Raw genomic sequence first — 15,279 nt, 5'->3', positions numbered from 1 at the left:
AAATATTCGCATCTATTTTTTTCGTGGCTCGATCTTGGCGCGTCCGTCGCCAAGAATCACCGTTCTCACCGGCAGCAAGGCCGGCAGCGCGCGCAGCAGAGCGTCCGGGTCGTTGACGTCCAGACTGCCGGACACCGTGTAGTTGGCTAACGCCGGATCGCTTAACTGCACCGGCTGGTCGCGGTACAGCGCCAACTCGTCGATCAGGCTGGCGAGGTCGCGGTTGCGAAACACCAAATGGCCACTGCGCCAATCGGCGACCTGGCTGGCATCGAGCAGCGTTTGCTGCACGCGGCCGCTGCGGTAGTCGTAACTGGCGCGCTGCTGGGCACTGAGCAGCGTGGGCGTGGCATCGGCCGTCGGGATCAGCGCAACCTGGCCATGGGCGACGGTCACCACCAACTGCCGCTGGCCGCGCCGCACGTCAAAGCCGGTGCCCACCACGCGCACCTGCGCTTCGCCGGAGTGCACCCAGAGCGGCCGTTCTTTGTCGGGCGCCACCTCGATATACAACTGACCCTGGAGCAGATGGATGTCGCGACGGTGGGCGGTGAAATCGATGCTCAGCCGGGTATTGGCGTTGACGAATAACGTACTGCCATCGGGCAATTGAACATCACGAACGCCCTTGGCCTGCGCCGCAATGTGTTGGCTGAACACGGTGTGTGGCGCGCCGAGGGTCATGGCCAGCAGGGCACAGAGCAGCGCGGCGGCAACGGCCAGCGCCGGCCGCCAGCCACGTCGACGACGGGCTGGGCGAAGCGCCGGCGCGCCGCGCAGTTCGCCCAGCTCAGCCCACAGGGCTTCGAACTCGGCATAGGCGCGGGCATGTGCCGGTTCGGCCAGCCACTGGGCGAAGGCTTGCGGGTCGGGGTTGCTGCCTCGGTTACGGCTGAACCACTCGGCGGCCTGGGCGTCGATGCTGTCGTCGCCCAGGTTGTCGACGGGCGCGTTCACTGCGCCGGCTCCTGAGCGTGGTCCTGTTCCAGCCGGCGCTTGCAATGCAGCAGGGCGAAGGCGATGTGTTTTTCCACCATGCTTACGGAAATTCCCATGCGGTCGGCGATCTGCGCCTGACTCAAGCCATCAAAGCGATGCAGCATAAGGGCTTCGCGGCGCCGCGGCGAGAGTTCGTCCAGCACGCTGCTGAGGCGTTCCAGATGTTGCTGCTGCTGGGCGCGGGCAAGCGGCTCGTTGCTGTGCAGGGGCGTCACGTGCACCTCGACCTCGCTGGGTTGCGCGCTGTGCTCGGCAAATACGGAATGCCGCACCTTCTGTTTACGCCAATGATCGCGCAGTAAATTGCGCGCCATTTGAAATAGAAAGGCGCGCGGTTGCTCGACGCTGGCCTGGTCGCGATAGCCCAACCATTGGGTGAATACGTCCTGGGTCATGTCGGCCGCATCACTGGCGTTATCTGTGCGTTTGCGCAGGTAATGCAGGATGTCCGCATAGAAGCTGCGATACGTGTGCGCGTCTTCAGGGTCGGGGTGGCGGCGAGACATGAGCGTCCTTTTCGGTAAGCGGCAGAGCAGGGCGCGGCGATGTTATCGAGAATGGTTAGCATTTGTCTCGTGCGAAATGTGTTTCGGTGAAATTCTCTGTTTCGTACAAATGACTTTCTTGCCGCGCCGCTTTCTCTTGTTGCGGCATCTGGCTAAGCTCGGCGTTCGTTGCCGCTTTCGTTGCCGCTTGCAAACGCAGCCGACCTTCACCTGCCGACCTTCACTGCCGAGAGTTTCTTATGCCCCAGCAATGGCCCGCCGCCGATATCGCCCGGTTGATCCTCGACGGCTTCGATGACTATCGCGAGCACTTCAAACAGATCACCGACGGCGCCCGCGCTCGCTTCGAACAGGCGCAATGGCAGGAAATTCAGCAGGCCTCGGCGGCGCGCATCAATTTGTACGAAGAGAAAGTGCACGAAGTCAGCCTGCGCTTGCGCCAGGCCCACGCCGATGAGGTGCTGCTCGACGTGCACCTGTGGCCGCTGGTGAAAAGCGCTTACATCAACCTGATCGACAGCCGCTTCGACGACGAACTGGCCGAAACCTGGTTCAACTCGATTTTCTGTGGCCTGTTCAGTCACGACCTGATCAGCGACGGCTGCATGTTTATTCACACCACGCGGCCTTCCTTGCGTAGCCACGAACGCGGGGCGCAGACCCGCACCTACATGCCGCAAGTGAACCTGGCCGGCATGCTTGAGCAGGTGTTCACCGACTACCAATTCAGCGTGCCCTACGAAGACTTGAACCGTGACCTGGCGCGCCTGGAAGGCCAACTGCGGGCCAACCTGCCGGACTGGGTGTGCAAAGACCCGGAGCTGTGCATCGAGCTGTTTTCTTCGGTGCTGTACCGCAACAAAGGTGCCTACCTGGTGGGGCGCATTTACACCCGCGACGAACAGTGGCCGCTGGTGATCCCGCTTCTGCACCGCGAGGAGCGCGGTATTCAGATTGACGCGCTGATTACCGATGAAGCGGAAGTGTCGATCATCTTCTCCTTCACCCGTTCGTACTTCATGGTCGATGTGGCGATTCCCGCCGAGTTTGTCGGCTTTCTCAAACGCATTCTGCCGGGCAAGCACGTCGCCGAGCTGTACACCTCGATTGGCTTTTACAAACACGGCAAGTCCGAGTTTTACCGCGCGCTGATCAACCACCTGGCCAACACCGATGACCGTTTCATCATGGCGCCCGGTGTGCGCGGCATGGTCATGAGCGTGTTCACGCTGCCGGGCTTCAACACCGTATTCAAAATCATCAAAGACAAATTCTCGCCGTCGAAAAACGTCGACCGCGCCACGGTGATCGAGAAGTACCGCATGGTGAAAAGCGTCGACCGGGTAGGGCGCATGGCCGACACCCAGGAATTCGCCGACTTCCGTTTTCCCAAGTCCAAATTCGACCCGGAGTGCCTGGCCGAGCTGTTGGAAGTGGCACCGTCCACTGTCGAGCTGGAAGGCGAAACCGTGCTGGTGCGCCACTGCTGGACTGAACGGCGTATGACGCCGCTGAACATCTACCTCGAACACGCCAACGAAGCCCAGGTGCTCGAAGCGCTGGAAGACTACGGCCTGGCCATCAAGCAACTGGCAGCGGCGAATATCTTCCCCGGCGACATGCTGCTGAAAAACTTCGGCGTCACCCGTCATGGGCGCGTGGTGTTTTACGACTACGACGAAATTTGCGCCCTCACCGAAGCCAACTTCCGCGTCATTCCGCCACCGCGTTATCCCGAAGACGAGATGTCCTCCGAGCCGTGGTATTCGATCGGGCCGCTGGACGTATTCCCAGAGGAGTTCCCGCCGTTCCTGTTCGCCGACATGCGCCAGCGCAAGCTGTTCAGCGAGCTGCATGGCGACCTGTACAAAGCGGACTACTGGAAAAGCCTTCAGGACGCGATTCGCGCCGGCAAGGTGATCGACGTGTTCCCGTATCGGCGCAAAGAGCAACTGAACTGACTGCCCATGGCAGAGGCGATTTTCTCCCGCTCCTCGTGGCTTAACTCGCTGCATATGTCGACGCTCACCGTGAGCCTGTTGCAGGCCCACGGGCACGCCGCCGAGACCGTGCTCGAGGGCAGCGGCATTTCCACCGACGACCTGCGCGGCATGAAACGCCTGATCGGGCCCAGCCAGGAACAGCAGGTGTTCGCCAACGCCCTGCGCCTAAGTCCGCTGCCGGCACTGGGCCTGCAACTGGGCGTGCGCACCCGTATTTCTGCCTATGGTTTGCTCGGTTACGCGCTGCTTTCGGCGCCGACCTTTGGGCAAGCGCTGCGCATTGGCCTGAGTTACCCGGTGCTGCTGGGCACTTACTTCAACCTCAGCCTGGTGCGCGAAGGCGACGTCGCCTGGTTGGTGGCCACCGGTTATGGCGAAGACGAAGCGCTGCGGCCGTTCAACGTCGAGCTGTGCCTGGCTTCGCTGAACGTGGTGTGCGCCGACCTGCTCGGCCAGCCGTTGCCGCTGGAGGCCGTGCAGTTTGACTACGGCGACACGCCTGAACGGCGTCAGGCCTACCGCGACTGTTTTGCCTGTGCGCTGCACTTCGACCAACCGCGTAACGCCATCGGTTTCGCGGCCCACTGGCTTGATGCAGCGCTGCCGCTGGCCGACCCGATCACCCACCAGGAAATGCTCGACCAATGCCGCCGGCAGAACGCCGAACTGGCCGCCAGCCGCGCCTGGCTGGAGCGTGTGCGCGAGCTGCTGGCCGAGCGCTTGCAGCAACCGCCGAATCTCGACGAACTGGCGCGGCACATGAACTGCTCGGCCCGCAGCCTGCGGCGCTATTTGCAGCAACAACACACCAGCTACCAGCAACTGCTCGACGAGCTGCGCTTCAGTCGCGCCAAAGAGCTGCTGCAACAGGGCGATCTGCCCATCTACCGCATCGCCGAATTGCTCGGCTTCAGCGAAACCGCAGGGTTACGCCATGCGTTCCAGCGCTGGAGCGGGCAGCCGCCGAGTTATTTTCGCGTGTAGTTCTGGGCGCTTTCTTTTCCAGGAATCGAGGCTAAAGCCTCTCCTACAGGGAACCGAAGCCGTCCTGTAGGAGAGGCTTCAGCCTCGAGCTTGTGATCTTTATTCGGCCAACCAGATTGGCCATTTCGATCCCCTTTTGGCCACTGCCAGCGTTCTCGCCAGCGCGGTCGCGTGCCCACAATGAAGGCACAAGAACACTGATGAGGTAGTGCCCATGTTGACCGTGTACAGCGACGATCACCGTCTTCACCATGGCCAGTCGGAACTGGTCGATGGCCAGCTGCAGCCCTGTTTCGAAATGCCTAGCCGTGCCGACACGGTGCTGGCGCGGGTGCAGCAGCAACAGTTAGGTGAGGTGATTGCGCCCAAGGATTTCGGCCTGTCGCCGATAGCGCGTGTTCACGACGCGGCCTACCTGACTTTTCTACAAAACGCCTGGGCGCGCTGGGCGGCAGAAGGGCACAGCTGCGACCTGCTGCCCTCGACCTTTCCCGGTCGCCGCCTGCGCCGCGACGGCCCGATTCCCCGCGCGCTGATCGGCGAGCTGGGGCATTACTGCTTCGATACCGAAGCGCCGATTACCGCCGGAACGTGGCAAGCCATTTACAGCTCCGCACAAGTTGCACTCACCGCCCAGGACCACATGCGCCAAGGCGCGCGTACCGCCTTTGCGCTGTGCCGCCCGCCGGGCCATCACGCGGGTAGCGACTTTATGGGCGGCTACTGCTTCCTCAATAACGTCGCCATCGCCAGCCAGGCGTTTCTCGACCAGGGCGTCAAGCGCGTGGCGATTCTTGACGTCGACTACCACCACGGCAACGGCACGCAAGAGCTGTTCTACAAGCGCGGCGATGTGCTGTTCGCCTCCATCCACGGCGACCCGCTGGACGAATACCCGTACTTCCTCGGCAACGCCGATGAAACCGGCGAAGGCGAGGGCGCCGGCTGCAACCACAACTACCCGCTGGCGCTCGGCAGCGGCTGGGCGCAATGGAGCGCGGCGCTGGACGACGCCTGCGAGAAAATCGCCGCCTATGCACCCGACGTGCTGGTGGTTTCCCTGGGCGTAGACACCTACAAAGACGACCCCATTTCCCAGTTCAAACTCGACTCGCCGGACTACCTGACCATGGGCAAGCGCATCGCCGCCCTCGGCCTGCCGACGTTGTTTGTGATGGAAGGCGGTTATGCGGTGGACGCCATCGGCGTGAATGCCGTGAACGTGCTGCAAGGTTTTGAAGAGGAGGCTGCCCATGCGCCGGAATAAATTGCTCAGCCTGGTCGCCAGTGCCAGCCTGCTGGCCAGCGCCACACTGATGGCGGCAGAGCCGGTGGTGCGAATCTACAACTGGTTCGACTACATCGGTCCGGACACCCTCAAAGGCTTCAAACAGGAAACCGGCATCGAACCCAAGTACGACGTTTACGACAGCAACGAAGTGCTCGAAGCCAAACTGCTTTCCGGCCATTCCGGCTACGACCTGGTGGTGCCCAGCGATAGTTTCTTGCCCAACTACATGAAGGCGCAGGTGTTCCAGAAACTCGACAAGAGCAAGCTGCCGAACTGGAAAAACCTCAACCCGGAATTGCTCAAGGTGCTGGCCGCCAAAGACCCCGGCAACCAGTACGTGGTGCCGTACATGTGGGGCACCAACGGCATCGCCTATAACGTCGACAAGGTCAAAGCCATTCTTGGCGACGACGCGCCGCTGGATTCGTGGGACTTGCTGTTCAACCCGGAAATTCTCGCCAAGCTCAAACAGTGCGGCGTGGCCTACCTGGATGCGCCGACGGAAGTGATTCCTGAAGTGCTGCAATACCTTGGCCTGTCGCCCAACAGCCACAACCCCGAAGACTACAAAAAGGCCGAAGCGCACCTGAACAAACTGCGCCCGTCGATTACCTACTTCAGCTCGTCGAAGTTCGTCACCGACCTGGCCAACGGCGACATCTGCGTAGCGCTGGCCTGGTCGGGCGGCGCCATGCAAGCGGCGGCGCGGGCGGAGGAGGCGAAGAACGGCATCAAGATCGAATACCGCATCCCCAAAGAAGGCACCGCTGCCTGGTTCGACGTGCTCGCCATTCCCCGCGACGCGCAGAACCTCGACGAGGTACACGCCTTCATCAACTACCTGCTGCGCCCCGACGTGGTGGCGCCAGTTTCGGATTACGTGGCCTACGCCAACCCGAACAAGGCCGCCGACGACTTGATCAGCCCGGCGCTGCGCAATAACCCCAACGTGTATCCGTCGGCTGAGATGCAGGCGAAGTTGTACAGCGTGGAGATGCTGCCGCCGGCGTTGGAACGGTTGCGGACGCGGACGTGGACGAAGGTTAAGACGGGCAAATAGGGGGCTTTTGGAATAGGTGATCGACGCAACATTCTGGATCCCCGCGTTCGCGAGGATGACGGAGGTCTATGCAAAAACTTCCGTCATCCTCGCGAAGGCGGGGATCCAGAATTTCGGAGGAAACACCGCTCGCTCCACAAACCGAATCTAACCTGCCCCTTGATCCCACCCCGCCCACTAAGCCACGCTTCAACCTCCCCAATCCCACCCGGAACCAACCGTGGTCCTACTCAACTGCGACATGGGCGAAAGCTTCGGCGCCTGGTCCATGGGCCTTGACGCCGAGGTCATGCCCTTTATCGATTGCGCCAACATTGCCTGCGGTTTCCACGCCGGCGATCCCGGCACCATGCGCGCCACCGTGGCCTTGGCGCTGGAGCACAAGGTGCGCATCGGCGCGCACCCGGCGTACCCCGATCTGGTCGGCTTCGGTCGCCGCTCCATGGCCTGTTCCTCGCAAGAAGTCATCGACCTGCTGCACTACCAGATCGGCGCATTGGCGGGCGTCTGCCGTGGGCAAGGCGGGCAGGTGGAGTACGTGAAACCGCACGGTGCGCTGTACAACGACATGATGAAAAACCCGGCGCTGCTGCGCGCGGTATTCCAGGCCGTGGCCAATTATGGCGACGGCCTGCGCCTGATGCTCATGGCGCGTGCCGACAACACGGCGGCCGAGGCGCTGGCCGCTGAGTTCGATGTGCCGCTGTGGTTCGAAGCGTTCAGCGACCGCGCCTACGACGGCGCCGGCCATCTTGTGTCGCGCCAGCTGCCGGGCGCGGTGCACCACGACCCCGAGCGCATCGTCGCCCAGGCGCTGGATCTGGCGCAGGGCAAACCGTTGCTGGCGAGCGACGGCAGCGCTCTGCAATTGCACGTCGACAGCCTTTGCGTACATGGCGACAACACAGCCTCGGTGGCGGCGGTGCGGCGTATTCGCGAGTCGTTGGACGCGTTGAAATCGGTATGAAACCAAAGGTCGAAGCGGTGGCGGTCGATTGCCTGATGCTGCGGCTCTTCGACGACATCAACGAAGCCCACATGCCCTGGCTGATCGCCGCCGCCCAGCGTTTGCGCGCGGTGTTTGGCGATTCGCTGAGCGACCTGGTGCCCTCGTACACCACGTTAATGCTGCATTACGACGTGCTGCGCATTGACGGCGCCCAGGCCCGCACATTGATTAACGATGCCCTGCGCGACTTGCAGCCGGCCGATGAAAACAGCGGGCGCAGCCATGCGTTGCCGGTGTGGTACGACCCGCAGGTCGGGCCGGAATTAACGCGGTTGGCGCGGCGCAGTGGCCTGTCGGTCAGCCAGGTTATTGCGCTGCACAGCGGTCACGCCTACCGCGTATTCGCCCTCGGTTTCGCGCCCGGTTTCGCTTACATGGGCCTGGTCGACCCGCAACTGGCAGCGCCGCGTCTGGACACGCCACGGCCGCGTGTTCCCCGAGGCAGCGTGGCGTTGGCGGAGCGCCAGACCGCGACGTATCCGCAGGTGTCGCCCGGCGGGTGGAATGTACTGGGACGCACGCCGGTGGCGCTGTTTGATCGCGCCCTGGACGGCTACAGCCTGTTGCAACCTGGCGACCGCGTGCAGTTTGTGCCGGTGGAGCGCGCCGAGTTCCTGCGCTTGGGCGGCGACGATACGGCGCTTGAGGCCTTGCCATGAGCCACGCAACGGTAGAACAGAGCACGCCGCTGGTGCAGCTGCAGGACGGCGGCCGCTTCGGCGTTCGTCATTTGGGCGTAACCCAGGGCGGTGCGGCGGATTGGCTGTCGATGCGTTGGGCCAATTGGCTGCTGGGCAATGACTTAAACGCGGCGGTGGTGGAAGTCACCTTGGGCGGCTTTGCCGTGCTGATGGAGCACGACGGTTGCCTGGCCCTGACCGGCGCCGACCTGGGCGCCACGCTGGACGGCGAGCCGTTGCCGCCTTGGCGCAGCTTCAGCGTGCGCGCCGGGCAACGGCTGCACTTCAATACGCCGCGTCAGGGCATCCGCGCTTACCTGGCGGCGCCGGGCGGCTTCGATTGCGCGCCGACACTCGGCAGTGCCAGCACGGTGAGCCGCGAGGGATTTGGCGGGTTGCATGGCGACGGCACGGCGCTGGTCCGTGGCGATACCTTGACGTGGAACGGGCCGACCGTGGCGCCTCGGCAGTTGCCTGAACAGCACATTCCCGTGTTGAGTCTGGAGCAGCCGCTGGAACTGATGCTCGGTGCGCAACTGGGCGAGTTCAGCGGCCAGGCGCTGTTCGATTTATTCAATGCCAACTGGCACCTCGACACCCGCGCCGACCGCATGGGCATTCGCTTGCTGGGCCCGACGCTTGGCTACCAAGGCGCTGGGTTGATTTCCGAAGGCATCCCGCTGGGCGCCGTTCAGGTGCCGCCAGACGGGCAGCCAATTGTGCTGCTCAACGACCGGCAAACCATCGGCGGCTATCCACGCGTAGGCGCGCTCACACCGCTGGCGCTGGCGCGTCTGGCGCAAGCGCAACCCGGTGACAGCGTGCGTTTCAAACCGGTTGTCCAGCACGTTGCCGAGCGCGAATACGTGCAGCTGCTCAAACGCTTGAGCACCCCGGCTTAAGCCGGTACCAGATCGAAGCCGGTGGTTCCCAGGCGCTCGCCGTTCACCAGCACGTGCACGGCGTGATGCCCCATGTAGTGTTTGCGCGTAGTCAGCTCGCGCATCTGTTGCGCGCGTGACAACACCACGCTGGCACCGCCGGGCAAGTCGAAGGTTTTCAGCTTGAACACTTTGCTGGCGGTTTTGCCGGAGGCTTTGACGTAGTCGATGGCGTAGTCCACCACCAGGCGCTGGGACTGCGCGCTCGTGGAGGTGAGCGTGAACGCCAACGTCATGCTGTGGCCCAGCGGCACGGTTTCGGGGCTGACGCTCAGTGCGGTCAACGCCACTTGCGCCGGTTCGCCGGCACCGAGCACCGCCAGCGCGCGGCGGTCGCCAGCCTTGATCAGCGTGCGCAGGGCATGGCGGGCAATCCAGGCGGTGCGCGGCTGGTGCAGCGGCCAGGCTTCTATTTGGTCGAGCAACGTGTCGGGGTGGTCTTTGCTGATGTCGTTTAAATGGTTGGCCACCGATTTGCGCACATACAGGCTGGGGTCGTCGTTCAGCGCCTGCAGAATCGGCCAGGCGCGCCACGGTTCGGCCTGCATTTGCGGCAGCCTGAACGACCACGGTAAACGCGGGCGGCTGCCTTCGCTGGCGAGGCGGCGCACGTGTTCGTTGCTGTCGAACGCCCAGTCGCTCATCAGCGCCAGGCTGCGCTCAAGGTCTTGCAGCAAGAAATGGCGGATGGCGAATTCGGACGAGCCGAAGCAGGTGAAATACTTGAGCGCCTGCATCGACAGTTCGAACTGGTCACGCCCGTAGACGGCGACGTATTGCGGCAAGCACATGCTCACGAAGCCGCTGTTCAAACGCGGCGCCAGCTCTTTGAGAAGGCCCAGCGCCGTGGCGAAGTCGGCGGGCAGAGTGGCGTGCAAACTGTCACTGACCCGCGCCATGCGCTGCATCACTGACAAATTATCGAGGCCGTCTGTGGCCAGCGTCAGGAATTGTTTGCGGTCGAACGCCGGGTAGACCGCTGCGGTTTGCTCGGCGATGTGGTGCAGTCGGTCGCGGTTGAAAATTTCCTTGAGGGCGGGGGCGCTGGTTTGCGTGGTGCTCATGGCTGACCTGGGGAAGATTGCTGTCAGGGAAGTCTACCGGCTGGGTAGGACATACCGTATATCGGCAAAGCGCTACTTTTCCCGCTCCGACAGGGCCTGGGAAGTGGCGCGGTGCCAGTGTTAGTGCCACTCTCAGCGTGTAGCCCGGCCGATGTGGCGGACTACAAAAGAGTAACGTGACGTTGCCATCAATCAATCGGACCGGATATCCATCGGAATAGGCTGCTATAAACGTAAGCAGATTCTGAAAAACTTCCTGATAAGCCAACGTGACTGTTTAGGCTTGAGTTCCGAGGAGACGGCCGCACTTAACAGGCGACCGCCCACTCGCTGTTTAGAGAGGAACAAACGATGAAAATGTGGCTGCGTACTTTGGCCTGGAAACTGTCCGTCCTGTTGGGCACCGCCCGGCTGCAACCCATCCCGATTCCAACCGAGGAACAGCAACGCCGGATGGCTGCGCAGCGCCGCAGACGTTAATCGACGTTGCGATTCCAGCCTGGCCGTGTAAACGCCGGGCTGGCCGATTATGTCCCCCGGCGTGGCGCTTTTCGTGACTCCTGGGCGTTCTGGCCGGTGCTAGCATCCTCGGACTTTTCCGGGGAGCAGTGCATTCGATGGAGCGTCTGATTCAGGCCAATGGCCAAGCGCATTACGGCATTTTTCCCCACGCGGTGGATGAGGTTAACTACCGCGACTTCGACTTCCGCTCGCCGATGGGCCGCCGTCTCGGCGCCTTGGCCAAGTGGCGACGCTTCCACCAATTCCAATATTTCGGCGTCATCAGCGACCAGCTGATTGGCGGCTGCGCGCTCGCCAACTTGAGCCTGGCCGGCATCGGTTTCGTCTACCTGTACCACCCAGCGAGCGGGCGCATGATCGAGCGCCAGTTCAAGTTGCCGCTGGGCATCGGCAGCCAATTTTCCCAACACCCCAATGACGGCGTTTGTGAGCTGCACAGCGGCAAAAATCTGCTGCGCCTGGAAAACAGTGGCAGCGAAAAACGCCTGTGGGTTGAGCTGGATGACGGCACGCGCATAGACGCGCGTTTCAACGAACACGAGCCGCCGTTCCAACCGATGTGCCTGAACACTCCAACGGCCAGCAACGGCTGGGTGTATGCGCAAAAAGTCGCGGGCGTGCGCTGCGCGGGCAATGTAAACAGCGCGCTGGGCAATTTCGACCTCGGCGCCATCGACGCCTTTGCTCATCACGATTGGTCGGCCGGCTATATGCGCCCGGAAACGTGCTGGAATTGGGCCTGCCTGTCGGGGCAGGCGAGGGCGCAGCGCGTAGGGTTGAATCTGTCGTGCGGGGTGAACGAAACCAGCTTCACCGAGAACTGTTTCTGGCTGGACGGCGAACTGATCAAGGTCGACACCGTGCGTTTTGACTTCGATCGGCAAGACCCAATGAAGCCTTGGCGCATTAAGTCCTTTGACGGCCAGGTCGACCTGCATTTCGAAGCGCGCGGCCTGCATAAAGAGCGGCTGAACTTGGGAATTATCGCCAGTAACTTCAAGCAAATTTTCGGACAATTCCGAGGCGAGCTGCGGCCAAAAGGTCGGCCAGTACTGGCAATCAATGACCTGTGGGGCTTTGTTGAAGACCAATACGTGAAGTGGTAACTGCGACAATTTCGCCTGCACGAAGCGACTATGTCTTACAACTCAACGTCTTCCACTTTACCGAGGGTTATGGTTAGCTGGCTAATTATTAGTTTTAGCTATGACCACGAGCGTTTTCTTATGCCCCACACAGATCAACACCGTTTTGGTATGCAATTGGCCCAACTGTCGCGCTCGTGGCGCGGTGAGTTGGACCGCCGTCTGGCCGGGCTGGGTTTGTCTCAGGCGCGCTGGTTGGTGTTGCTGCACCTGGCCCGTTTCCGCGATGAATTGCCCACTCAGCGTGAGTTGGCGCAAAGCGTTGGGGTAGAAGGCCCGACTTTGGCGCGTTTGCTCGACAGCCTGGAAACCCAGGGCTTGGTGCGCCGTCAGGCAGTGGTTGAAGACCGCCGCGCGAAAAAGATCAGCCTCGACGATTCGGCCCGGCCATTGATTGAGCAGATTGAGGCGATATCTACGCAACTGCGTAAGGAGTTGTTTGACGGCATCGACGAAGACGAACTTCGCCGCTGTCAGTTAGTTCACGCGCGCATCCTCAGTAACCTCGAAAAGCGTTAAGGCCGGCGCAAACGGGGAGGGCTGCAATGGCTTTCCCCTGTAGCCAAAACCTCTTTTGTAGGGCTTTTGACACTGGCGTCCTACGTCGCTAAGTGCATCTTTTCTTTGCCATTTATTTGACTGTTTTTCCCCTGTTTTGCGTATCATGGCCAAATGCCGGGATAACTGCGTCACAAATAAAGGAATCGTGACCATACTCTTAGGCAGGGGCTTACATGGATGTCTCTCCCTTCTTCAGTCTTTTGCTAAACCTTTTGTTAGCACCACAACGTTGGAACTGCGCCGATAGGTGCGCTGTGGTGTGAACATGGAGCAGTACTTTCCGGGAGGCGTCGATGGTGCAGGTTCGACATTTATTACTTGGCTTGGCCTCCGGCTCGGTTTTGTATTCGGGGTTGGCGTCAGCCTTGGGCTTGGGCGACATCACCTTGCATTCGGCGCTTAACCAGCCCCTGGAAGCCGATATCGAACTGCTGGAAGTGGGCGACCTCAGCGCCGCTGACATGAAGGTGCACCTGGCGCCCGATGCCGTTTTCGCCCGTTCCGGTGTCGACCGCATCTACTTCCTCAACGACCTGCGCTTCACGCCGTTACTACGTGGCGGCAAAAGTGTGATTCGCGTGGTGTCGAGCAAGCCGGTGCGCGAGCCCTACCTGAATTTCATCGTCGAATTGGCGCGGCCCAACGGCCAGTTGTTCCGCGAATACACGCTGTTGCTCGATCCACCCAATTCCTCCGCCTATAACGCAGTGGCTGCTACGCCAGCGGCGACCTCAGCCAAACCTGCCACGCGTTCCACGGCTGGCGCACCCGCTGCGGCGAAGCCAAAAACCGCGCCGCCGCCGGCCGCACTCGGCAAGCGCTATGTGGTGGCCCGAGGCGACAACCTGTGGACCATCACCGCCCGGCTGCGCGCCCAAGGCAGCAAGGCGTCGCAACAGCAGTTGATGGATGAAATCCACGCGCTGAACCCGAAGGTATTCACCGGCGACGACACCAGTCGCCTGCAAGTAGGCGATAGCTTGCTGCTGCCGGACACGGCTCCCGCAACGGCCACTGCATCGACCCCGGCTAACGCGTCTGGCCCGGCTTCCAACGTCGGCGCTGCCAGCGATGCCGAGGCGCCGCCGACCCTCAGCGTGGTATCGCCAGACGACGAGCCGCTGCCCGTGCCGACCACGCCGCTCGACCCGCAAGCGGAAATGATCGTGCAAATGCAGCGGCGTCTGGACAACGAACTGGCCCAGCGCGCCGACGAGAACACCAAGCTGCAACAAAGCCTGGCGGAGCTGACGCTGCAAGTGCAGCAGTTGATGGAGCAATCCGCCGCCAAGGACAAACAGCTGGCCGACCTCAAAGCCCAGCTCAGCGCCCAGCAGTCGCCGACGCCGGTGCAGGACAGTAACGCTGCCAGCCCATCAGCCCCCGTGGTTGCGCAACAGCCTGCCGATAACACCTGGTACGGCGCGCTGTGGGCCCTGGTGGGCGCGCTGCTGCTGGCGTTGCTCGGCGTGCTGTTCTGGCGCCGCAAGCGTCAGGAGCCCGAGCCGCAGCCGGTGATCGTGGTCGCCCCAGCAGGCCAAGCGCAGGATGAAGACGACGACTTCGACCTGGACGATTACGACAGCGAACCCGTTGCCCCCGCGCCGGTAGTGGCCAAGCCACGCGCCGCCGTCGCCCCAACCGAAGCGCGTGCCGCCAGCCCGACCGACACCCTGGAAGGGGCCAACATCTACATCGCCTATGGCCGTTTCAGCGAAGCGGCCACCAGCCTGCGCCGCGCCCTGGATGCAGAGCCGCAGCGCAGCGATATCCGCTTCCGCCTGCTTGAAGTGTTGGCTCAGCTGGGCGATGCCCGTGGCTTCCAGCGCGAGGAAGAGATTCTGCTCGACGCCGGTTACCCCGACGCGCCCATCGCTCAGCTCAAAGCCCGCCACCCGGAAATGTTTGAACGCCCGCTGGCCGAAGAACCGGCTGCCGACGTGTTCGACGACGCCGTGTTGGCGCTCGACGAGCCGCAGCCGCTGGTGAGCCAGCCGGTGGCCGAAGACGATCAGTTCAACCTCGACGACTTCTCCCTCGACCCCGACTGGGACCTGATCAGCCCGTTCTCTGCCAACGCCCGCAACAAAGCGGAAGCGGCGCACAAAGCCAGCAATGATCCGGCACCGGAGCTGGATAAAATGGACTTGAACAGCCCGTTCGCCGAGTCGTCGATGGTGGTCGAAGAAACCCATGACGAGGGCTGGTTCGGCAAGGGCGTGGACGACGGCGAATACCTCAGCCAACCGCTGGTTGAAGAGGATGAGCCGCTGGCGGACCTTGACCATCTGGACTCGCGCCGCGATAACCTGGCCAAGTTCAATCAGGCCCTCGCTTATATCGAGCAGGGCCACTTGGAAAGCGCCTGCGACATCCTCAATGAACTCGTCAACGAAGGCGACGAAGAGCAGAAGCGCGAAGCCTCGAGGCTGCTGGCTAAAATCGCCTGAGCCAGGCCCTAACAAATAGCCCGCGTGTTCTAAGCCCGCGGGCTTTTTTTATGTTTTCAGGAGT

General features: G+C 62.1%; 14 protein-coding genes. 11 read left to right on the top strand and 3 right to left on the bottom strand.

Features of this window, described 5'->3' with window-relative positions:
* Positions 1-12: 12 nt before the first annotated feature.
* Together ACZZZU_RS04165 and ACZZZU_RS04160 are read right to left on the bottom strand one after the other, a co-directional pair.
* A complete protein-coding gene (locus ACZZZU_RS04165; protein ID WP_463549852.1) occupies positions 13-957 on the bottom strand; it encodes a FecR family protein in 945 nt (314 codons plus the stop codon).
* Complete coding sequence (locus ACZZZU_RS04160) at positions 954-1,505, bottom strand: RNA polymerase sigma factor (RefSeq protein ID WP_463549851.1); 552 nt, start codon at positions 1,503-1,505, stop codon at positions 954-956. Before ACZZZU_RS04160 ends, ACZZZU_RS04165 begins: the two co-directional genes overlap by 4 nt.
* 239 nt (positions 1,506-1,744) lie before the next feature.
* Between ACZZZU_RS04160 and aceK the strand changes: the two genes are divergently transcribed.
* The 7 genes from aceK to ACZZZU_RS04125 all read left to right on the top strand — a co-directional run bounded on the left by aceK (position 1,745) and on the right by ACZZZU_RS04125 (position 9,434).
* A complete protein-coding gene (gene aceK, locus ACZZZU_RS04155) occupies positions 1,745-3,466 on the top strand; it encodes a bifunctional isocitrate dehydrogenase kinase/phosphatase (RefSeq protein ID WP_463549850.1) in 1,722 nt (573 codons plus the stop codon).
* A gap of 6 nt (positions 3,467-3,472) precedes the next feature.
* The gene (locus ACZZZU_RS04150) at positions 3,473-4,492 is read left to right on the top strand and encodes an AraC family transcriptional regulator (protein ID WP_463549849.1); all 1,020 of its coding nucleotides are present in this window, start codon (positions 3,473-3,475) and stop codon (positions 4,490-4,492) included.
* Between the two features lie 214 nt (positions 4,493-4,706).
* Positions 4,707-5,759, top strand: a complete 1,053-nt coding sequence (locus ACZZZU_RS04145) for a histone deacetylase family protein (RefSeq protein WP_463549848.1) — start codon at positions 4,707-4,709, stop codon at positions 5,757-5,759.
* The gene (locus ACZZZU_RS04140; protein ID WP_463549847.1) at positions 5,746-6,843 is read left to right on the top strand and encodes an extracellular solute-binding protein; all 1,098 of its coding nucleotides are present in this window, start codon (positions 5,746-5,748) and stop codon (positions 6,841-6,843) included. Before ACZZZU_RS04145 ends, ACZZZU_RS04140 begins: the two co-directional genes overlap by 14 nt.
* A 220-nt stretch (positions 6,844-7,063) precedes the next feature.
* Positions 7,064-7,810, top strand: a complete 747-nt coding sequence (locus tag ACZZZU_RS04135; protein WP_463549846.1) for a 5-oxoprolinase subunit PxpA — start codon at positions 7,064-7,066, stop codon at positions 7,808-7,810.
* Positions 7,807-8,511, top strand: a complete 705-nt coding sequence (locus ACZZZU_RS04130; protein WP_463549845.1) for a 5-oxoprolinase subunit B family protein — start codon at positions 7,807-7,809, stop codon at positions 8,509-8,511. Before ACZZZU_RS04135 ends, ACZZZU_RS04130 begins: the two co-directional genes overlap by 4 nt.
* Positions 8,508-9,434 (top strand): 5-oxoprolinase subunit C family protein, encoded by a 927-nt coding sequence (locus tag ACZZZU_RS04125; RefSeq protein WP_463382549.1) that lies wholly within the window; start codon positions 8,508-8,510, stop codon positions 9,432-9,434. Before ACZZZU_RS04130 ends, ACZZZU_RS04125 begins: the two co-directional genes overlap by 4 nt.
* On the opposite strand, the gene ACZZZU_RS04120 is transcribed toward ACZZZU_RS04125, so the two are convergent.
* On the bottom strand, positions 9,431-10,537 hold the full coding sequence (locus ACZZZU_RS04120; RefSeq protein ID WP_463549844.1) for a DNA alkylation repair protein: 1,107 nt from the start codon (positions 10,535-10,537) through the stop codon (positions 9,431-9,433). The two genes, ACZZZU_RS04125 and ACZZZU_RS04120, sit on opposite strands and share 4 nt — an antisense overlap.
* Before the next feature lie 351 nt (positions 10,538-10,888).
* On the opposite strand from ACZZZU_RS04120, the gene ACZZZU_RS04115 reads away from it, so the two are divergent.
* The 4 genes from ACZZZU_RS04115 (at position 10,889) to ACZZZU_RS04100 (ending at position 15,215) form a co-directional block, all read left to right on the top strand.
* Positions 10,889-11,017, top strand: coding sequence for a PA1414 family protein (locus ACZZZU_RS04115; protein WP_277423748.1), 129 nt, complete (start codon positions 10,889-10,891; stop codon positions 11,015-11,017).
* Positions 11,018-11,154: 137 nt separating this feature from the next.
* On the top strand, positions 11,155-12,165 hold the full coding sequence (locus ACZZZU_RS04110; RefSeq protein WP_463382551.1) for a DUF2804 domain-containing protein: 1,011 nt from the start codon (positions 11,155-11,157) through the stop codon (positions 12,163-12,165).
* A 120-nt stretch (positions 12,166-12,285) separates the two neighbouring features.
* The gene (locus ACZZZU_RS04105) at positions 12,286-12,723 is read left to right on the top strand and encodes a MarR family transcriptional regulator (protein WP_122498346.1); all 438 of its coding nucleotides are present in this window, start codon (positions 12,286-12,288) and stop codon (positions 12,721-12,723) included.
* Positions 12,724-13,058: 335 nt separating this feature from the next.
* Positions 13,059-15,215 carry a FimV/HubP family polar landmark protein gene (locus ACZZZU_RS04100; protein WP_463549843.1) on the top strand — a complete coding sequence of 719 codons (2,157 nt, stop codon included), beginning with the start codon at positions 13,059-13,061 and terminating at the stop codon, positions 15,213-15,215.
* Positions 15,216-15,279 lie beyond the last annotated feature (64 nt).

It is taken from the genome of Pseudomonas sp. AC136, assembly GCF_979258585.1.
This window is presented reverse-complemented; position numbering and strand designations above follow the sequence as displayed.

Bases quoted from the DNA above. Each gene is read 5' to 3' on its own strand.
- ACZZZU_RS04150 (WP_463549849.1), top strand. From the start codon at position 3,473: ATGGCAGAGGCGATTTTCTCCCGCTCCTCGTGGCTTAACTCGCTGCAT.
- ACZZZU_RS04105 (WP_122498346.1), top strand. From the start codon at position 12,286: ATGCCCCACACAGATCAACACCGTTTTGGTATGCAATTGGCCCAACTG.
- ACZZZU_RS04110 (WP_463382551.1), top strand. From the start codon at position 11,155: ATGGAGCGTCTGATTCAGGCCAATGGCCAAGCGCATTACGGCATTTTT.
- ACZZZU_RS04140 (WP_463549847.1), top strand. From the start codon at position 5,746: ATGCGCCGGAATAAATTGCTCAGCCTGGTCGCCAGTGCCAGCCTGCTG.
- ACZZZU_RS04160 (WP_463549851.1), bottom strand. From the start codon at position 1,505: ATGTCTCGCCGCCACCCCGACCCTGAAGACGCGCACACGTATCGCAGC.
- ACZZZU_RS04145 (WP_463549848.1), top strand. From the start codon at position 4,707: ATGTTGACCGTGTACAGCGACGATCACCGTCTTCACCATGGCCAGTCG.
- ACZZZU_RS04100 (WP_463549843.1), top strand. From the start codon at position 13,059: ATGGTGCAGGTTCGACATTTATTACTTGGCTTGGCCTCCGGCTCGGTT.
- ACZZZU_RS04130 (WP_463549845.1), top strand. From the start codon at position 7,807: ATGAAACCAAAGGTCGAAGCGGTGGCGGTCGATTGCCTGATGCTGCGG.
- ACZZZU_RS04120 (WP_463549844.1), bottom strand. From the start codon at position 10,537: ATGAGCACCACGCAAACCAGCGCCCCCGCCCTCAAGGAAATTTTCAAC.
- ACZZZU_RS04115 (WP_277423748.1), top strand. From the start codon at position 10,889: ATGAAAATGTGGCTGCGTACTTTGGCCTGGAAACTGTCCGTCCTGTTG.
- aceK (WP_463549850.1), top strand. From the start codon at position 1,745: ATGCCCCAGCAATGGCCCGCCGCCGATATCGCCCGGTTGATCCTCGAC.
- ACZZZU_RS04125 (WP_463382549.1), top strand. From the start codon at position 8,508: ATGAGCCACGCAACGGTAGAACAGAGCACGCCGCTGGTGCAGCTGCAG.